Source organism: Halobaculum magnesiiphilum (assembly GCF_019823105.1).
Lineage (GTDB): Archaea > Halobacteriota > Halobacteria > Halobacteriales > Haloferacaceae > Halobaculum > Halobaculum magnesiiphilum.
Genome location: NZ_CP081958.1, coordinates 572,733 through 589,838 on the forward strand (window position 1 = coordinate 572,733; position 17,106 = coordinate 589,838).

The window sequence follows — 17,106 nt, forward strand, 5'->3', positions numbered from 1 at the left end:
CTCAGGCCGCGACGATGTCCACGACCGTCTCCTTGCCGCACACGAGGTTGTACGCGCCCTCGTCGTCGTTCCAGAGGATCAGGACGTTCTCGACCGAGAGGATCGCGCCGTACGGCGCCTCGCGCAGGTCGCGGTTGAGCGACGACTCGCCCGTGAGCACGAGGTAGTGCTCCAGCCGCTCGCTGCCGTCGCCGACCTTGAACAGCGGGTTCGCGTCCGCGTCGTCGGTGAGGTCGCCCGAGAGCTTCACCGCGAGGAGGTTCACCCGGTCGGTGACGTGCTCCTCGGAGTCGGCCAGGCGGTGGTAGCGCTCGGCGCTGGCGACGACCGGATGGCGGCGCTCGCCGTCGGGCCGGAGGATCGCCCACGAGAACTTCACGTCGGTGTTGACGTAGGTTCCGGGCTCCTCGTCGTACGCGCGCGCCGCGGCGTCGTCGAGCGTCCGCTGGAAGCCGGGGGTCGCGAGATCCGGGCGCTCCTCGAAGGACCACCCGCGATCCTCGGGGGCGTCGCCGGGCCATAGCCGCAGGTCGGGCGCGTACACGCTCACGTCGCCCTCGGGCGGCGTCAGGGCGCGCTCGACGCGTCGCAGTTCCGTCGAGGTGTTCAGGTCCGCCGGCGCCAGCATGACACAGGAGCCGTCGGCGGCGAGCGCGTCGAGATAGCGCGAGGCGACCGCCGCCGGGTCGTCGAGTTCCGAGAGGACGTTGCCGAAGAGGACGAGGTCCATCTCGCCGACAACGTTCGGGTCGAACGCCTCGGCACTCTCGCGGTGGACCGTCGTGTGGACGTTCGGCCGGGTGTCAGCGAGCACCTCCTCCAGCACGTCGGCGTTCGCGCTCGGCTCGATCGCGTGGTAGTCGACCAGTGCGTCGTCGGGGAGGTAGTCGAACAGCCCGAGGGCGGGGCCGCCGGTTCCCGCGCCCACGTCGAGCACGCGGAGGGTCCGGGGAAGCAGTCCGCGGTCCGCGAGCCGGTCGAGCACGTAGCCGACGGCGGCGTAGAAGTCCGGCTGGTGGTAGACCGCGTACGCGAGCGCGGCGTCGGCGTCGTACTCGACGGGGCGCCCGCGGTAGTAGTCCTCCTTCAGCCGGTCGATCGTCTCCCGGAGCGCGTCGCCGGAGTCGCCCTCGTGCCAGTCGAGGCCGTAGCGCTCGAACAGCAGGTCCTCGATCGCCTCGGCGTGCTCGTCGGGGAACGCCTCGGGCGACCAGCCAGGCGGGTCGACGGGGTCGTCGTTCGCGGGGACGAAGGTGCCGTCCTCGCGCTCGTAGAGGCCCAGATCGAACGCCTCCTCGCGGAGGGCGGTGCGCACGACCGCCGGGTGCGGTCGGTCGGGGAGGTACTCGTACACCTCCTCGGGGTCGACGGGCCGGGCGTTGCGGAGGTACTTCGCGGTGTCGCGCAGCGCCTCGCGGTCGACGCTCACGGCGACCACCCCGCGGCCGCCTGAGGTCGTGGCCGCGGACACGGGACAGCCTGCGGCGAGTGAGTCATTACCGGCGGCTACTCGGTCGGCGTGGGTAACGGTTCTGTCTCGACGGCCTCACTCGTCGACGCGCGACGCGGGGCCGTCGGTCCGCTCGTCGTTTCCGGCTTCGGTGCCGGCATCGTCGCCGTCGTCGCCGTCCACTCGCGACTCGGTGTTCACGGCGTCGCCGGCGCGCTCGAACAGCGCCGCGAACTCGTCGCGGTCGGCGGCCGCCACGGCCCGCGCCGCCTCCGCGACCGCGTCGTCGCCGTCGAACGTCTCGCGGATGTCGGCGTACACGCGTGGCTCGCCCTCGGTGACGGTGCGTGCGATCTCGGCGAGCGGCTCGGAGACGGGCGTGTGGAAGCGCTCGTCCACGTCGCCGGCGGCCAGGGCGTACGCGAGGACGGCGGTGTGGGCGCCCGTCTGGACCTTCGCCATCGCGTCGTCGTGCTCGGCCGCGGTCGTCTCGAACACCTCGTTGCAGACGGCCGCGAACCGCTCGCGGACCCGATCGACGGTTCGGCCGGAGCGACCGGGGACGTACGCGATCCGGCCGGGGCCGCGCGGCGGCGCGAACAGCGGATGGAAACTGGCGTACTCGCCGGCGGCGTGGTCGGCCATCGCCGAGAGCGGCTCGGCCATCACGCCCGACACGTCGACGAGTGCCCCGCCCGCGGCGTTGTCGGCGTACTTCGCGACCGCGTCGGCGACGACGGGGATCGGCACCGCGAGCACGACGCAGTCGAACGACTCGTCGGTGTCGACCGGGACGACGCGGCCGTCGACGACGTCCTCGGCGGCGTCCATCGCGGTCTGGGGGTTCGTGTCCGCGAGCGCGACGCGCTCGCTGACCGGGCGGAGGGTCCGCGCGGCCCACCGGCCCATCTCCCCGGCGCCGACGACGAGCAGCTTCATGCCGTTCGGTATCCGTGTGGCGACCGAAAGGGTATCGGTCGGGGCGACGGTGTCGCCACCCCGACTGTGGGGGCCCGGAGCTACTCCACGGCCGCGCTCCGGTGCTCCTCCACGGCCGCGTTCTGGAGCTACTCCACCGCCGCGATCCGGAACCACTCCGACGGGAGTGTGTCGCCGCCGTGATCCTCGGCGGAACGGAGGCGCATCCGCACCTCCGACAGCGACACCGGATCGGCGAACCGCACGCCGACCAGCGTCTCCGAGTCGACCGTGCGCGCTTCCCCGCGGAAGTCGACCGCGCGGACGGTGACGCTGTCGGCACCGACACCGCCCTCGACGACCTCGAAATGCGCCTCCAGCAGTCCGGGCGCGACCTCGACGATCTCGGCGCCGTCGACGTCGCTGGCGTCGATCTCGATGGTGTAGGTACGGACGCCGTCGGGGGCCTGCTGACAGACGGCGACGACGGCGTCGGTCAGTTCGTCTGCGTCCGCGTCGACGCCGGCAGCGTCGCCGGCGGTCGGCGCGTCGGGATCGCTCGTCACGTCACTCCACCACCAGCTCCACGGGGTAGTCGCCGGTGAGGTTCTCGTAGCCGTCCTCGGTGACGATCACGATGTCCTCGATGCGGACGCCGCCCACGTCGGGGTCGTACAGGCCGGGCTCGACGGTGATCACGTGTCCCGGCTCCAGTTCCTCCCCGCGGGGGTTGAGTCCCGGCCGCTCGTGTACGTCGAGGCCGACGCCGTGGCCCGTCGAGTGAATGAATCCCGTCTCGGTGTCCGGGTCCGAGCGCAGCGTCGGGTGGCCGGTATCCTCGTACACGTCGCAGGCGGCCGCGTGCACCTCGGCGCCCGTGGCGCCCGGTTCGACAGCGTCCAGCGCCGCCTCCAGCGCCTTCTCGGTCAACGCGAACCACTCGGCGATCGTGTCGCTCGCCTCCCCCTTCGCGAACGTGCGGGTCATGTCAGAGTGGTACTTGCTCGCCTTCTCGCGCGGGAAGATGTCGACGATGATGCTCTCGCCGGCTTCGAGCGGGCCCGACCCGCGGTCGTGGGGGTCGGCGGCGTCGGCGCCGCAGGAAACGATCGTCTCGTCGAGCGCGCAGCCGTGCCGGAGGAGGGTGACCTCGATCTCCTCCTTGACGCGCTCGCTGGTGAGCGAGGTTTTCCCGCCGTCCTCGCCGCCCTCTCTCTCCTCGATGACGAGCGTGCCGTCGTCGGCCACGTCGGCCGCGGCGATCAGCTCCTCGGCGGCCGCCATGGCGGTCTCGTTGGCGTCGGTCGCCCGTCGGACGGCGTCCAGTTCCTCCTCGGTCTTCGTCGCGCGGACCGTCTCGATCACGTCGTCGCGGTCCACGTCGACGGCGATCCCCGCCTCGCGGAGGGCGTCGGCGACGCCGACCGGGAAGCGCTCGGGGACGAGCGTCGACTCGACTTCCAGGTCCGCCAGGAAGTCGGCGTACACGCCAGCCTGCGCCGCGGCCTGTCCTTCCTCGGCGGCCCGCTCGGCGTAGTCGTACGTCGACAGCCGCCCGACGGTGTCGGCGTGGGATTCCTTCTTCGCCCTCCCGTATTCGAGCCCGGAGACGAGCACGGCGAGCTCGTCGCCGGTGTAGGCGGTGAAAAAGGGGTCGGGGGCGTCGAACCCCGAGAGGTACAGCTGGTTCGAGTCGTCGCTTCCGGCGTCGATACAGTACGCGTCGGCGTCCGTCGCCGCGAGCAGGTCGTCGAGGGCGACGAGGCTACGTGTCATACTGGTGGATGTGGCGACCGGCGGGATAGTCGTTTTCGTCCCGGGAATTCGGCCGCGAACCCGCGCGAGCGCGCCGCGTCGCGCCCAACCGTCAGGTGCGCTCTGCTTCCGCCGGCCACCGTTCGCTGATCTCGCCGTTCATCGCGTACTCGAGCGCCCGCCAGACCTCCCCCGCGTCCCGGAGTCGCTCCACGCCGTCGATCCGATCCCCGGGGATCATCCCGCGGTCGAGGAGCTCGTCGAGGAGGCACTCCGCGTGCGATTCGTCCATGAGCAATCATGTACTACATGTGTTGTATTATTTCTTCCCAACTATTTCGGTGTGTCACGTGTGGCCGTGTACCCCGTCAACAGGGCCTCTCGGGGACGATAAGTGACGAACAGGACTGTCGCCGAATCCGCAACCGCTGTCGCGGTCGGTACACACTTGCCCGGCCGGGCGCACCTGCGCCACATGGACGCACACGTCTCCCCCTCGCGGGTCGCCGGCCGCGCGCGCGCCCCGCCGTCGAAGAGCTACACGCACCGCGCGATCCTCGCCGCCGGCTACGGCGCGGGGACGACCGTCACGGACCCGCTCGACTCCGCGGACCCGCGGGCGACCGGACGGGCCGTCGAGGCGTTCGGCGGCGAGGTCGCGTGGGTCGGTGGGAGCGACACGGAGGGCGACGACGACGGCGGCGCGAGCGCCGTCGAGGTCGAAGGCTTCGCGGGGCGACCGAACACCCCCGACGACGTGATCGACTGTGCCAACTCGGGGACGACGATGCGACTGGTCACCGCGGCCGCCGGACTGACCGACGGCCTCGCCGTGCTCACCGGAGACGAATCGCTGCGCTCGCGCCCGCAGGGGCCGCTCCTCGACGCCGTCGCGGGCCTGGGCGGCCGGGCCGAGTCGACCCGACGCAACGGGCAGGCGCCGCTGGTCGTCGGCGACGCGATGGCCGGCGGGACGGTCGCCATCCCCGGCGACGTGTCCTCACAGTTCGTCACCGCGCTCCTGATGGCCGGCGCCGTCACCGACGAGGGGATCGAGGTGGATCTCGAAACCGAACTCAAGTCCGCGCCGTACGTCGAGATCACCCGCGAAGTGCTCGCCGACTTCGGCGTCTACACCGAGCGCACGGAGACGGGCTTTCGCGTGCCCGGCGGGCAGACCTACGAGGCCGACGAGTACGCGGTCCCGGGCGACTTCTCGTCGATGTCGTACCTGCTCGCCGCCGGCGCGGTCGCCGTCGCCGAGGCCGAGTCGGTCGTCGTCGAGGGCGCCCGCCCGAGCGCGCAGGGCGACTCAGCGATCGTCGGCGTGCTCGACCGCATGGGCGCCGACATCGACTGGGACGAGGGCGCCGGCGAGATCACCGTCCGCGGCGGCGACCTCTCCGGGGTCGAGGTCGACGTGGGCGACACGCCGGATCTCCTCCCCACCATCGCCGTGCTCGGTGCCGTCGCCGACGGCGAGACGCGGATCGTGAACGCCGAGCACGTCCGCTACAAGGAGACCGACCGCGTCGCCGCCATGGCCGAGTCGCTGGAGGCGATGGGCGCCGAGGTGACCGAGACGCAGGACTCGCTGACGGTCCACGGCGGCGACTCCGACCTCGTCGGCGCGACGGTCCACGGCCGCGGCGACCACCGGCTCGTGATGGCGCTGACCGTCGCCGGCCTCGTCGCCGACGGGGAGACGACGGTCACCGGCGCCGAACACGTCGACGTGTCGTTCCCCGGCTTCTTCGCGACGATGGGGGAACTGGGCGCGGACGTGTCGGTGGAATAGGCCGGTTCCGTCTCCCGCGGGGCGACGACGCGTCGCTCCGCCGGCCTCGTCTGACTCGCCGGATCCGAGGAGCGGCGAGTCCGTCGACGCCGCGAGGCTCTCGATCCGAACAGCTTTGCTACTACACAACATACTTCACAGATCGGTGATCTACTCATGGCAACCGAGGACGTCGGCGGAACCGTGGCTGAGCCCGACGAGGCGGTCGTCGAGGCGTTCCTGACGGCGTTCGTCGCCGGCGACGCCGACCGGATGAGTGACCTCGTGACGGACGACTGCGTGCTCCACCGGCCGCGGTGGCCGCTCGATACGGAGGGTCGGGCCGCGATCGTCGAACTGACCGAGGGCAACGAGGGGAGCTTCGCTGACGTGACCGTCACGGTCGAGCAGTCCGTTCGATCGGGCGACCGCATCGCCGCGTACGCCACCGCGAGCGGGCACAACGTCGGGCCGATGCGGATGGAGGGTCGCGAGATCGCCCCGACGGGGCGGCGCTTCGAGGTGCCGCAGTTCGGCATCTACCGGGTCGAAGGCGGCCGAATCGCCGAGACCTGGGTGCTCGCGGACGCGCTCGGGATCGTCGAGCAGCTCGACAATCTCCCGACGGGACCGAGCGCGATGACTCGGATCGCGGTGAGGCAACTCCGGTGGCGCCTCGGCGGCCGACAGCGGCTCCACTGAGCGGCCGGTCCCCCTTCCGCCGTCGGTGCCGTTTTCGCCCGGGAGAGAGACGATCCGGCCATGACCGACCTCGACACGCCGCCGTTCGCGTTCGACTACGACCCCGGCACGATCCACTACGGTCGCGGCCGTATCGCCGACATCGGCGACGCGCTCGACGAGCGCGACCGCGACACCGCGCTCGTCGTCTGCGGCTCCAACGTCGCCGCCAACGCTGAGCTGATGGACGCCGTCGGCGACGGCCTCGGCGACCGCCTCGCGGAGGTGTTCGCCGGAACGACCACGGAGAAGCGCCTGCGGGAGGCGGCCCGCGCCGCGGAACGCGCGGACGACCTGGGCGCCGACGCATTCGTCCCGGTCGGCGGCGGCTCCAGCCTCGACGTGGCGACTGTCGCGTCGGTGCTTCGCGCCCGCGACCTGTCGCTGGCGGACGCCCGCGCGGAGGTGGCCGAGACCGGCGGCATCGCGACGCCCGAGGACCCCGCCTCCCTGACGCCGCTGTTCCCGGTGCCGACGACGCTCGCGGGGGCGGACCTCTCGGTCATCGCCGGCATCGCCGCCGAGGTCGACGACGGCGAGGACGGGGCGGACGGCACTCGGGTCGTCTCCACGGGCGTCGGCGGCCGCGACCTGATGCCGGAGGCGCTGTTCTACGACCCCGACCTCTTCGAGACGACGCCCGAGGGCGTGCTCGCGGGGTCCGCGATGAACGGCTTCGACAAGGCGATCGAGTCGCTGTACGCCGGTACCCGGACCGCCGTCACGGACGCGACCGCGACGCGGGCGGTCCGGCTGCTCGCCGACGGGCTGCCGGAAATGACCGACGACCCGGCGGCGATGGACCGCGCGGTCGCCGGGGTCGTTCTCGCGCAGTACGGCATCTCGCGCCCGGGCGACATGACTATCAACGTGATCCACGCGTTCGGCCACGGCCTGCGCGACGCCTTCGGGATCCAGCAGGGGCTCGCGCACGCGGCGGTCGCCCCCCACGCGCTGCGGGCGATGGCCGACGCCGGCGTCGACCTCTCGCTGCTGGCGGCGGCCTTCGAGGTGGATGGCGACGGCGGCGACGGCGGCGTCGAAGACCCTGCGGTCGAGGAAGCGATCGCCGAGGTCGAACGGATCCGCGACGGGCTCGGCCTGCCCGCGTCGCTGTCGGCGATCGACGGCGTCGACGCCGACGGGCTCGACGAGGCCGCGCGCGTGACCGCCGGCGACTCGCTGTTGTCGTACGCGCCAGACGGATACGATCTCACGGAGGCGGACGCGCGGGCGGTGCTGGAGGCAGCGTTCTGATCCCACGAGGGGTCGGACGCCGTCCGGACCGGCGACAACCGAACTGAACCGACCCGGCGTTCACCAACCGCTTTGCCCCCTCGACACGGATCGGGTCGCATGAGCGACACGGATTCCCCGCCGCGCCCGCCCGACGCCGTCCCCGGCCCGGACGGCCTCCCCGTCCTGGGCTCGTTTCTCGAGAACCGCCGCGACTTCTTCGCCTTCCGCGACCGCGTCGCCGCCGAGTACGGCGGCGTCGCGCGCTATGAGATCCTCGGACAGGACGTGATCCTGCTGACCGACCCGGACCCGATCCGGACGGTGCTCGTGGCCGAGAACGAGACGTACGTGAAGGGCGACCTGTTCCAACAACAGCTCCGACCAGTGCTCGGCAACGGGCTGCTCAACAGCGAGGGCGACTTCTGGCGCCGACAGCGGCACCTCATCCAGCCGGCGTTCACCCCCGACCGCATCGCGGGCTACGCCGACATGATGGTCGAGACGACCGACCGGACGAGCGCCCGCTGGGACGACGGCGAGGTCCGCGACGTGCACCGCGACATGATGGGGCTGACGCTCGACATCGTCGCCCGCGCGCTGATGGGCGTCGACATCCGCGATCGAACGCCCGCGATCGGCGGCGCGCTCGACACCGTGATGGAGCAGTCCGCGGGCGGGAGCCTGCTCGATCTCCTTCCCCCGTCGGTGCCGACGCTCGGGCGTGAGAGGCTCCGCGAGGCGGTCGCCTCGCTCGACCGCATCGTCGACGAGCTGGTCGACGAGAAGCGCCGCGCGCTGCGGGAGGGCGAGATCGAACCCGACGCCGACGTGGTCTCGGCGCTCCTGACGGCCGAGGACGACGACGGCGAGCGGATGGCCGCCGAGCAGGTGCGCGACGAGGTGAAGACGCTGCTGCTGGCGGGTCACGAGACGACGGCGCTGTCGCTGACGTTCACCCTCCACCTGCTCGCGCGCCACCCCGACATCGAGCGACGACTGCTCGACGAACTGGAGGCCGAACTCGGCGACGACCCCGCCGGGTTCGACACCGTGCGGGATCTGGAGTACCTCGATCGGGTCGTCACCGAGTCGATGCGGCTGCTCCCGCCGGTTCACGGCATCCTCCGCGAGCCGACCGAGGACGTCGAACTCGGCGGCTACCGCGTGCCGGAGGGAACTCCCATCGCGATCAGCCAGTGGGTCGTCCACCGCGACCCCGCCCACTACGACGACCCGCTGGAGTTTCGCCCCGACCGCTGGACCGACGAGATGGAGGCCGACCTGCACCCGTTGGCCTACTTCCCGTTCTCCTCGGGCCCGCGCCGGTGCGTCGGCGATCGGTTCGCCCTGTTGGAGGCGAAGCTGATCCTCGCGACGCTGCTGCGGCGGTACGCCTTCGAGGTCGTCGATCCGGTCGACCTCGAATCGAACCTGGAGGCGAGTATCACCACGCGCCCGACCGGACCGGTCCGAATGCGGCTTCACGAGCGCTGACGGGGGCCGTCCGACCGATCCCGTCCGCCGCCTCCGCCCCGGCGGTTCTTCGGACGTTCGCCGCATTTTATACCGCCGACCCCCCGAACACGAGCATGAACGGCAACGAGTTCGGCCGGCTGTTCCGGCTGACAACCTACGGCGAGAGCCACGGCGAGGCCATGGGCTGTACGGTCTCGGGGGTGCCCGCGGGCGTCGAGTTGGACGAGGAGCGCATTCAACGCGAGCTCGACCGGCGCAAGCCCGGCCAGTCGATGATCACGACCAGCCGCGGCGAGCCGGACGAGGTGCGGATCAACTCCGGGATCCAGGACGGCTACACCACCGGCACCCCGATCGGGATGGTCATCCAGAACAAAGACGCCCGGTCAGGCAAGTACGAACCCTTCGTCACCGCGCCACGTCCCAGCCACGGCGACTACACGTACTCGGCGAAGTTCGGCACGCGAAACTGGGGCGGCGGCGGCCGTTCCTCGGCCCGGGAGACAGTGAACTGGGTCGCCGGCGGCGCCGTCGCGAAGGCAGTACTCGACCAGAGCGACTACGACGTACAGATCAAAGCGCACGTCAACCAGATCGGCGACATCGTCGCGCCGGAGGTCACTTTCGAGGAGATGCTGGAGCACAGCGAGGAGAACGAGGTCAGGTGCGCCCACACGGAAACGGCCGCGGAGATGCGGGAACTGATCGACGAGTACCAGGAGGCCGGCGACTCCATCGGCGGCGCCATCGAGTTCGAGGCGCGCGGCGTCCCGCGCGGACTCGGCGCGCCGCGGTTCGACGCCTTCCCCGCCCGCCTCGGCCAGGCGATGATGTCGATCCCCGCGACGACGGCCTTCGAGTTCGGGCTCGGCCGCGACGCCCGCGAGGTCACGGGACACGACCGCAACGAGAACTGGGAATTCGACGAGGGCGACCACCCCGAAACGGTCAGCGAGGAGGGCGACCCCGTCCCCGTCGGCAACGATCACGGCGGCCTCCAGGGCGGGATCACGACCGGCGAGCCGATATATGGCGAGGTGACCTGGCACGCGCCCACATCGATCCCGAAAGAGCAGACGACCGTGGACTGGGAGACGGGCGAGGAGAAGCAGGTGCAGGTCGTCGGCCGCCACGACCCGGTGCTGCCGCCGCGTGCGGTCCCCGTGGTCGAGGCGATGCTGTACTGTACGGTGCTCGACTTCATGCTGCTCGGGGGACGGATCAACCCCGACAGGCTGGACGACCGCCCCGGCGAGTACGACACCGACTACCACCCGAGCAGCCCCGGGAACGAGGAGTAGCGGGAACGAAGCCGGAGGACGGATCGCACGCACCCGGCCGCCAGACTCCCCCTGTTATCGTCGAGATTCGACGAACTCCCGGATATCGGCGGCCGTGGACCCCTCGATCGGGTCGGTTCCCCACCGGAACGCCGGGAGCGTCTCGACGCCGCTGTCGCGGCCCAGTTGTCGGTCGGAGAGCGTCTGATTCCGCCGCCGTCGCGTCCGTGCGGCCTCGACCACCGCGTCGCCGTCGACGCCCACGTCTCCGGCGAGCTCCCGAAGCAGGTCTAACGAGTACTCCGGCGCCGCCTCGACGAGCGCCTCGTGGAACGCCCACGCGTCGGCGCGGCTGCCCCGGGCGCGAACCTCGAACAGCGCGCTGGGCAGCAGCATCGACCACTCGTTGACCGGAAGCGGGAACATCAGTAGCGTCGGTCGGAACCTGCCCTCGGCGAGGAGGTCCGACAGCTTTGGGAACTCCTCACGCCACCACCGGATCGACGGCTCGTGGGCGTAATCGAAGTAGACGGCGACGAGCGTGCCGCCGCCCGCATAGATCTGCTTCACGCCGGCGTATGGGGTACGAGTCCCTTCACGGTAGCTGAACGTCTTCGTCGCCTCGGCGGTAGTGAACTCCTCGGTGTGCCAGCCGCTGCGGGGCTCGTCGCCGTCGGCGTCGCCGCGCAGCCAGCGGAGGCACCCGGATGTTCCGGCGAGTGTCGCGGTACCTGCGGCCGCGAGGAACCGTCTGCGCGTGGGCCCGTGTTCGAGACCGGTCATGATTCGTTTTCCTCCCCCGGGTTAGCGTCGCAGAAATTCACTGTAGCGTACGTTCGCCCGTCCTGAACGATGTATATCCCGACGCCGATGGTGTCGTGACTCGGAAGGAGCATCCCCGTGTTGTGTTCCGGGGATCGAATGAATCCACGAAGGATGACCTCTGCAAGCTCCTCTTCCGTTTGCGTATAGCTCCTGTTCCAGAAGACTCCTCTGAGGTTTTCGCCACCCCCACCGCAGGCATAACTGCTTGCCCGAACGCGGTCCGTGAACGTCTCACCATCGGGATTGGTGTGGTTAAAGAAATCCCGTGTGGCCATGTCATACGAGTGATGGCGAGCGATACGGGCAAGTCGAGGATCTGAGACCAATCGCCCAGAGCCACTATCTGCTCGATAGTTGTTTATTTTATCAACTAATATATACTCAGATAATGTAACATTAACATCCTCACGTGGAGTCTTATTTTTTAACGGAATTGGGGTCTTGACTTCGCTATCCAATTGTTGATGACCAAATTTCGGAGTTTTCGGGTTGTTGCCTTCCATTTCTACTGGCTCTTGGCTATGAACGATCGGCTCGGGATTCGAACCGACGGAGGAGAGACAACCAGCTAACGAGATCATCGCGACAAGTGTGAGTGCAATCGTGAATCTTCTATTCATTGTACCGACCTCGGGCGGGACAGACCGGTTTGAACGATCGAGATTGCCATAATATCAGTGATAATTTATCATATATGTATGTTCGTAATTAGTCGTCAGCACATAACGGAATCGTGATTGCTCTCCTCAGATCCACACCGAACTTCGACCGTCCGGAGAGTCCCCGAGATATACGAACCAGTCTCTGGCTTCTTGAGTGAGTGCTCTTGTTTCACGGTCCTTCCTTCACGCTCCCACAACCATTCGGTCCAGGATTCCGTTTCCGCGAATGTTTCCGTAGTAACGGTGAACTCACGCTCGCTCGCGTACTCGTGGTAGTGAACTGTCCGAGTCCGTTCGACCTCGGTCTTGTACAGGTAGTCGGTGTCGTAGTACGTGTAGCCGCTGTGGTCGTGGCCGGTGTACCAGACATCGGTATCGTATCTCCAGTTGGAGCACTCGCGTGAGAACCCTCCGTACGGGCTCGGATCGAGGTCCCAGTTCGTACACGTTCTCGTGGTCCGGGTGTGTCGCTCGCGGTCGTGATTATGTCCGTCGCCGACGACGACCCGATCAGTTCTGGTTTCGCCAGTGTAACTCCACCCCGGGCGCTGGAACTTGCTCGAAAGCCACTGGTATTTGTCCTCGTAGTACGTCCGTTCCTCGGTCCGAACGTTCCGTTCCACGATCTGCCAGTCGTCTCCTGCCCCGTCCGGGTCCGACTGCCTGACACGAGTGATCCGGCGCGATCGCTGCTCAACGCTCGTCCCGGTCGATACCCAGTTGTCTCCGAGCATGGACGGTCGTCCTGCGTCGGCCCTGACAGAGACCGTTCGTCCCGTAAAGTACGTCCCGGAGTCGTATACCGATCTTTTGAACCAGTCTTTCCCTGATGGTCGATCCTCAGAGATGACACGTTCAATCGTATTACCAGTTCTCTCGTACCAGTACTCGGTGTAGGTCTTCGGTCGAACGTTGATGTCGACGGTTTTCAACGCCTCACCGTTCGGGCCCTGTGTCGAGATCAGCCTCGCCTTGTACGCTCCTGGGTCGTCGTACGTGTGAGCGATCTCGACGTTCCGCAGTGACGAGGTTCCCGAACCGCGCGCAGCACTCCCGTCACCGAAGGTGAGACGGTAGTTCTGGTTCGATCCGACGATGAACGTGACCTGAACGCCGGGTTCGATCTTCAAGCTGTGTTTCCTCGCTGAGTCACCCGATTTCATCGCATAGAATACGATGTCGTCGTGAGTCTGCACCGAGTGAACGCGGCTTATCCACTTCTGTTCGTCCCGATCGCCGTCCGCGTCGATCGCCGAGAGCGAAACCTCCCTTGTGACCTTCCCACCGTGTTCGGAGACGAACATATGACGGATCCCGGTGTCGCGAGTGCCCGAGAATCGGCCGAGTGTATCGACGACGACGGCCCGATTCGTGTCGTTTATGCGCCACGTCGCGCGAACGATCTTCGGCTCTTCATGTGTGACCGTCGCTAGAAATTCGTAGGTGCCGAGTTCTACGGAGTCCGTTTCCGATGTCTGTTTCGTGTCGTCAGTGGCGTATCTCGACGAGATTTCCGAGATATAGGGCACGGCCTCTCCGGTCCCGAAACTCGTCTGTGTCTCCACGTTCGTCTCCTTCACCGCGGTCACGGTGTTCCCCTCGTCGTCCGTAACCGTCGCCGAGACTTCCACCGTGTCCCCAAGCAGGCCATCGATCCCGACGTTGTTCACGTACCGATTCGACTTCCGTTCGAGCTGGTTCTGCGGAGGTTCCCAACTGATCGTCAGCTCCCCGCCGTCCGGATCGTACGCCTCCAGCGTGTACTCCTGAGTGCTCCCCATCGGCGCGGTGTCGGGGCCGTCGATAGAGACCACCGGCGGTCCCTCGTCGTACACTTCGACGGTCTTCGTCGCGGTTGCTCGCGCCCCGTCGTCGTCAACGACAACGCCGCGCAGCGTGTACGTCCCCGTTTCCGTGAACGTGCGCTCGACGGTCGCGCCAGTCTCAGAGCGATCGGGCCACAGTCGTCGAACCACGGTTCCGTCCGGGTCGCTCCCTCGGAGCACGAACGTCGCCTCGTGGCCGGACGCGACGCGGTCCGGGCCCGCAATGCGGGCGGTCGGGCCCTCGTTCGAGTCGTCGGTCGTGGATCCGGTGGCGTCGTTCGACGCGAGCACGCGCACCGACTTCCGGAACGTCTCGGTCGCGCCGTCGTCGTCCGTGACGCGGACGCTGAACGCGAACGTCTCGCCCGCCGGAAGATCGACGATGCGATCGACCTCGCGGGTCGACTGCCCGTCCGACCAGGCGTAGGAGGTGATCTCCCCGTCGGGGTCGTACACGTCGGCCGTGAACGTCGCCGTCTCGCCGCGGACGACGCTGTCCGGTCCGCCGATTTCCCCGGTCGGCGGTTCGTTCGGCTGCGGGGTCGATTCTCCGGACTCGGTGTCGGACGGCTCCTCGTCCGGGGCGGCCACGTCGACGTACAGCGTGTCGCTCCGCTCGACGCCGTGGTCGTCGGTCACGGTTAACGTGACCTCGTATCTGCCGACGGTCGACGCGGTGAACGTCGTCGAGACCGCCGTCGGATCGCTCGGCTCGATCTCCCGGCCGTCGGGAGTTCGGATCGCCCACTCGTGGGCGACGAGCTCCCCGTCGGGGTCGAGCGAGCCGCCGCCGTCCAGCCACACTACGGTGCCGCGCTCGACGTGTTGATCGAGACCGGCGTCGGCGAGCGGCGGATCGTTTTCCGCCGCATCGTGCGCGGCGACCGACGCGGGAACGGCCGCCACGACGAGGATCGCCGCGACGGCCAGGGAAGCGCATCTCATACTCTCTGTCCGAGATGCCTCGCTATCTGTTATAAGATTTTAGAACTCAAGCGAAAAATTATAGTTTCGAAACGAGAGTCTCAGACCCCGGAGCGTGTCGATCGACCGAGCTGTGGGCCGACCGTCACCGATATCGTGATCGTCGCGTGTCATTTGGTGAACCGACACCGGTTCCCGTCGGACTGGGCAGCCGATCACTCGTCGGCGGGGTCGATCCCCGAAACCCTCACGATCGACCCTTTGCGAACCTATAGCAAGGCATTTTACGTGCGCAAGACAACCGTCAAATACTGCCCATCGGAGGGCCGATCAGTACCTATGTCAGCCGACGAACTCATCTGGCGGATCGCTGGCGGGTCGGGGGACGGTATCGCCTCGACCAGTCAGAACTTCGCCAAGGCCCTGATGCGGTCGGGGCTGCACGTCTTCACGCATCGTCACTACCCCTCGCGCATCCGGGGCGGCCACACCTACGTCGAGGTACGCGCCTCCGCCGATCCCGTCAAGTCGCGGGGCGACGGCTACAACTTCCTGCTGGCGCTTGGCGACTCGTTCGCCCGCAACCCGCAGGACGAGGCCTACTACGGGAACGAGGAGGCCAAGCCGCTCGCGGAGAACCTCGACGAGCTCCGCGAGGGCGGGGTCATCGTCTACGACTCCGGGCTGCTCGACCCCTCGGAGGTTCCGAACTTCGAGGAGCGCGTCGAGGAGAACGACTGGCACGTGTACGACATCGACCTCCGGTCGCTCGCGCGCGAGCAGGGCCGGGAGGTCATGCGCAACACCGCCGGCGTGGGCGTCACCTGCGCCATCACCGGGATCCCCCTCGAAGCGATCGAGGAGCTGATGCGCGACGCCATGCCCGAGAAGATCCTCGAGCCGAACCTCGAGATCATGCAGACGGGCTACGACCTCGTTCGCGAGGAGTACGACGTCGACGCCCCCGACGTGTCCGTCCCGTCGGGAGAGCACGACGAGGAGCAGGTGCTCATGTCCGGCTCCGACGCCATCGCCTACGGCGCCATCGACGAGGGCTGCCGGTTCATCGCCGGTTACCCCATGACGCCGTGGACCGAGGTGTTCACCATCATGAGCCAGAACCTGCCCGAACTGGGCGGGATCTCCGAGCAGGTCGAGGACGAGATCGCCGCGGCCGCGCTCGCCATCGGCGCCTCCCACATGGGCGTCAAGGCGATGTCCGGCTCCTCCGGCGGCGGCTTCGCCCTGATGGGCGAGCCGCTCGGCCTCGCGGAGATGACCGAGACGCCGCTGGTGCTCATCGAGGCCATGCGCGCCGGTCCCTCGACCGGGATGCCCACCAAGCCAGAGCAGGCCGACCTGGAGCACGTCCTGTACACGTCACAGGGCGACTCCCAGCGCGTCGTGCTCGCGCCTGGCACCGTCGCCGAGGCGTACGAGGCGTCCCGACGGGCGTTCCAGCTCGCCTACGAGTACCAGATCCCGACGATGATCGTCTACGACCAGAAGCTGTCGGGCGAGCTGACGAACGTCCCAGCCTCGCACTTCGACCGCGAGCCCAACGGCGACATCGGCATGACGCTCACCGAGGACGAACTGGCCGACCAGCCGCACACGGCCGACGGCAAGTTCCACCGCTTCCAGCACGAGGGCGAGAACGGCGTCTCGCCGCGCTCGGTGCCCGGCCAGAAGGCCGGCCGCTACCTCGCGACCGGCAACGAACACAACCCGGCCGGCCACATCAGCGAGGACCCGGACAACCGGGTCGCGCAGATGGACCGTCGTCAGCGCAAGCTCGACGCCATCCGCGCGGACCTCGACGACGACGGGCTGCTCGTCGAACACGGCCCCGAGGAGGCCGACTACGGCATCCTCACCTTCGGCTCCCAGCAGGGGACCGTCGAGGAGGCCGTCGACCGGCTCAACGAGAACGGCACGTCGGTGAAGGCGCTGACCGTCGCCGAACTCGCGCCGTACCCGGTCGACGCGGTTCGGTCGTTCCTCGACTCCGTCGACGAGGCGCTCGTCGTCGAGATGAACGCGTCGGCGCAGTTCCGCGGTCTGACCCAGAAGGAGCTCGGCACGCACGGGGAGATGCTCTCCTCGCTGCTGAAGTACAACGGAAACCCCTTCGAGCCCGCGGAGATCGTCGAGGGGTTCACCACGAAACTCGTCGACGGCGGGGAGCTCCCCGGCAACGAGACGAAGTTCGTGCCCGCGGCAGGTGACTGAC

General features: G+C 68.4%; 14 protein-coding genes and 1 pseudogene. 6 read left to right on the plus strand and 9 right to left on the minus strand.

Translation table 11 applies throughout. The features are described from left to right. Position 1: 1 nt before the first annotated feature. The 5 genes from K6T50_RS02980 to K6T50_RS03000 form a co-directional block, all read right to left on the minus strand. Complete coding sequence (locus K6T50_RS02980; protein ID WP_222607944.1) at positions 2–1,429, minus strand: small ribosomal subunit Rsm22 family protein; 1,428 nt, start codon at positions 1,427–1,429, stop codon at positions 2–4. 117 nt (positions 1,430–1,546) lie between these two features. Further along, positions 1,547–2,389: a prephenate dehydrogenase/arogenate dehydrogenase family protein gene (locus K6T50_RS02985; RefSeq protein WP_222607945.1), complete on the minus strand. Its 843-nt coding sequence runs from the start codon at positions 2,387–2,389 to the stop codon at positions 1,547–1,549. A gap of 128 nt (positions 2,390–2,517) precedes the next feature. Beyond that, positions 2,518–2,934: a hypothetical protein gene (locus K6T50_RS02990; RefSeq protein WP_222607946.1), complete on the minus strand. Its 417-nt coding sequence runs from the start codon at positions 2,932–2,934 to the stop codon at positions 2,518–2,520. A gap of 1 nt (position 2,935) precedes the next feature. After that, the gene (locus K6T50_RS02995) at positions 2,936–4,144 is read right to left on the minus strand and encodes a M24 family metallopeptidase (RefSeq protein WP_222607947.1); all 1,209 of its coding nucleotides are present in this window, start codon (positions 4,142–4,144) and stop codon (positions 2,936–2,938) included. Between the two features lie 91 nt (positions 4,145–4,235). Then, positions 4,236–4,415: a hypothetical protein gene (locus tag K6T50_RS03000; protein WP_222607948.1), complete on the minus strand. Its 180-nt coding sequence runs from the start codon at positions 4,413–4,415 to the stop codon at positions 4,236–4,238. 183 nt (positions 4,416–4,598) lie between these two features. Between K6T50_RS03000 and aroA the strand changes: the two genes are divergently transcribed. The 5 genes from aroA (at position 4,599) to aroC (ending at position 10,657) form a co-directional block, all read left to right on the plus strand. Next, entirely contained in the window at positions 4,599–5,921 is a 1,323-nt protein-coding gene (gene aroA / locus K6T50_RS03005; RefSeq protein ID WP_222607949.1) for a 3-phosphoshikimate 1-carboxyvinyltransferase, read from the plus strand. A gap of 156 nt (positions 5,922–6,077) precedes the next feature. Then, positions 6,078–6,602, plus strand: a complete 525-nt coding sequence (locus tag K6T50_RS03010) for an ester cyclase (RefSeq protein ID WP_222607950.1) — start codon at positions 6,078–6,080, stop codon at positions 6,600–6,602. 60 nt (positions 6,603–6,662) lie between these two features. Then, entirely contained in the window at positions 6,663–7,898 is a 1,236-nt protein-coding gene (locus tag K6T50_RS03015; protein WP_222607951.1) for an iron-containing alcohol dehydrogenase family protein, read from the plus strand. 99 nt (positions 7,899–7,997) lie between these two features. Then, a complete protein-coding gene (locus K6T50_RS03020) occupies positions 7,998–9,374 on the plus strand; it encodes a cytochrome P450 (protein WP_222607952.1) in 1,377 nt (458 codons plus the stop codon). A 95-nt stretch (positions 9,375–9,469) separates the two neighbouring features. Then, positions 9,470–10,657, plus strand: a complete 1,188-nt coding sequence (aroC, locus tag K6T50_RS03025; RefSeq protein WP_222607953.1) for a chorismate synthase — start codon at positions 9,470–9,472, stop codon at positions 10,655–10,657. A gap of 54 nt (positions 10,658–10,711) precedes the next feature. Here aroC and K6T50_RS03030 read toward each other — a convergent pair whose 3' ends face one another. The 4 genes and pseudogenes from K6T50_RS03030 to K6T50_RS19205 all read right to left on the minus strand — a co-directional run. Then, positions 10,712–11,419, minus strand: coding sequence for a DsbA family protein (locus K6T50_RS03030; RefSeq protein WP_222607954.1), 708 nt, complete (start codon positions 11,417–11,419; stop codon positions 10,712–10,714). Beyond that, positions 11,416–12,081: a CAP domain-containing protein gene (locus tag K6T50_RS03035; RefSeq protein ID WP_222607955.1), complete on the minus strand. Its 666-nt coding sequence runs from the start codon at positions 12,079–12,081 to the stop codon at positions 11,416–11,418. The genes K6T50_RS03030 and K6T50_RS03035 overlap by 4 nt, the downstream gene beginning before the upstream one ends. Before the next feature lie 95 nt (positions 12,082–12,176). Continuing rightward, entirely contained in the window at positions 12,177–14,240 is a 2,064-nt protein-coding gene (locus K6T50_RS03040; RefSeq protein WP_225935397.1) for a PKD domain-containing protein, read from the minus strand. Positions 14,241–14,597: 357 nt separating this feature from the next. Further along, a pseudogene (locus K6T50_RS19205) lies at positions 14,598–14,894 on the minus strand (PKD domain-containing protein); the annotation flags it as partial. A gap of 318 nt (positions 14,895–15,212) precedes the next feature. Between K6T50_RS19205 and K6T50_RS03045 the strand changes: the two are divergent. Further along, positions 15,213–17,105, plus strand: a complete 1,893-nt coding sequence (locus tag K6T50_RS03045) for a 2-oxoacid:acceptor oxidoreductase subunit alpha (RefSeq protein WP_222607957.1) — start codon at positions 15,213–15,215, stop codon at positions 17,103–17,105. Position 17,106 lies beyond the last annotated feature (1 nt).

Coding starts and splice junctions, on each gene's coding strand:
- K6T50_RS02985 (WP_222607945.1), bottom strand. CDS start 2,389: ATGAAGCTGCTCGTCGTCGGCGCCGGGGAGATGGGCCGGTGGGCCGCG.
- K6T50_RS03045 (WP_222607957.1), top strand. CDS start 15,213: ATGTCAGCCGACGAACTCATCTGGCGGATCGCTGGCGGGTCGGGGGAC.
- K6T50_RS03035 (WP_222607955.1), bottom strand. CDS start 12,081: ATGAATAGAAGATTCACGATTGCACTCACACTTGTCGCGATGATCTCG.
- K6T50_RS02995 (WP_222607947.1), bottom strand. CDS start 4,144: ATGACACGTAGCCTCGTCGCCCTCGACGACCTGCTCGCGGCGACGGAC.
- K6T50_RS03030 (WP_222607954.1), bottom strand. CDS start 11,419: ATGACCGGTCTCGAACACGGGCCCACGCGCAGACGGTTCCTCGCGGCC.
- K6T50_RS03000 (WP_222607948.1), bottom strand. CDS start 4,415: ATGGACGAATCGCACGCGGAGTGCCTCCTCGACGAGCTCCTCGACCGC.
- aroC (WP_222607953.1), top strand. CDS start 9,470: ATGAACGGCAACGAGTTCGGCCGGCTGTTCCGGCTGACAACCTACGGC.
- aroA (WP_222607949.1), top strand. CDS start 4,599: ATGGACGCACACGTCTCCCCCTCGCGGGTCGCCGGCCGCGCGCGCGCC.
- K6T50_RS03020 (WP_222607952.1), top strand. CDS start 7,998: ATGAGCGACACGGATTCCCCGCCGCGCCCGCCCGACGCCGTCCCCGGC.
- K6T50_RS03010 (WP_222607950.1), top strand. CDS start 6,078: ATGGCAACCGAGGACGTCGGCGGAACCGTGGCTGAGCCCGACGAGGCG.
- K6T50_RS03015 (WP_222607951.1), top strand. CDS start 6,663: ATGACCGACCTCGACACGCCGCCGTTCGCGTTCGACTACGACCCCGGC.